We start from the raw sequence: 1,247 nt of genomic DNA, 5'->3' as shown, positions 1-1,247 counted from the left end.
CATCACGGTCGGCGACCCGGCGATGTCCCCACCCGGCACGTCGAACTGCCAGCCGTTGGACCAGTACCAATGCTTCAGCGACCCGTCCGACCCCCGGGCGAACACCTGCACCGCCCCCGAGGCATCCACCACACTCGACGGACCCTGCCGATCCACAGCGTTCGAGGCACCGGCGAACTCGGTGAGCTCCGCGTAGCCGCCGATGAACGCCGTCTGACATACCTTGTTATTGGAGGATGTGCCGGGCACGGACCGGGAGCAGTTGTACTGCCAAGCAGTCGGACGGCTCCATCCGGCCGGCACGCTCCCGTAGGACGAACCGCTGTCGGGGTCGACGTAGTGCGCGATCTCCAGCGGGTTGGCGCCGAAGGACCCGTTGTTGCCGGTGCAGTCCTTCCACCAGTTGTAATTCGTGTAGATGGCCGCATCGCGGCCTGTGCGGTTCTTGACTTCGGTGACGAAATCGCGGATCCACGTCACCATCTGGCTCGGTGACAGGCCGTAGCAGGGATAGGGGGCGACATAGTTTCCGGAAGAGTTTTCGTAGGGCCACTCGATATCGAGTTGCGGCGGCAAAGTCTTCCCGTCCGCGACGTATTGCGCGTGATCGAGCAGGAAGTCGGCCTGCGCCCTACCTGTGCCCACTCCCAGGTCCGGCCGCCCGAAGGCATACGCGCCCAGGTAGACGCCATTGTTCTTCGCATTCGTATAGTTGGTCGCATACCTGCCGTCGACGTGGCTGAGCCCTTCCGTCGCCTTGGCCCAGCCGAACCTAATGCCGGCGGCGGACGCGGCTGCCCAGTCGATGGAACCGTTGCCTTCGTAGACGTCGACCCCGTTGATGGAGTATCCGACCGGTATCGCCGCCGCCGGAGCGGCGGCAATCGCGATAATGGCCATGGCCGCTGTCACGACTGCTGTTCCGAGGCGGATTATCGGCGCGATGGCAGATTTTCGCGACAGTGAATGACGTATCGTCACGTCCTCGTCCCTTCTGGGTGGGTGGTTGACGCGGTCGTCGACCGGCCTGCTCGGGTCTCGCGATCCGCCGACGGGTCGCTTGGGTGACCCGACCGGTGCGTGGCCGAATTCAGACGACGATGAGGGGGTGGTAGCTCCACGGCGCGGTGGTGGCGCCGCGACGGCCTGTGCGGGAATGTTCAGTGGTGGGCATGGGCGTACTCGTCACGCCGCCAGAGCATGACCGCCAGCATGAGCGGGAACATCGCCACATGTGCCGCGATCAT

The 1,247-nt window shown here is 64.7% G+C and carries 1 protein-coding gene; it reads right to left on the bottom strand.

Annotated elements, in window-relative coordinates; all coding sequences use genetic code 11:
- Positions 1 to 981, bottom strand: a 981-nt coding sequence (locus Mco01_RS38650) for a GH25 family lysozyme (RefSeq protein ID WP_275410698.1), incomplete at its 3' end; no start/stop codon positions are given.
- Positions 982 to 1,247 lie beyond the last annotated feature (266 nt).

Origin of the sequence: Microbispora corallina, from assembly GCF_016863035.1 — a bacterium.
Lineage (GTDB): Bacteria > Actinomycetota > Actinomycetes > Streptosporangiales > Streptosporangiaceae > Microbispora > Microbispora corallina.
The sequence above is the reverse complement of the archived record's forward strand: the minus strand, read 5'-3'. Positions and strand labels throughout refer to the sequence as shown.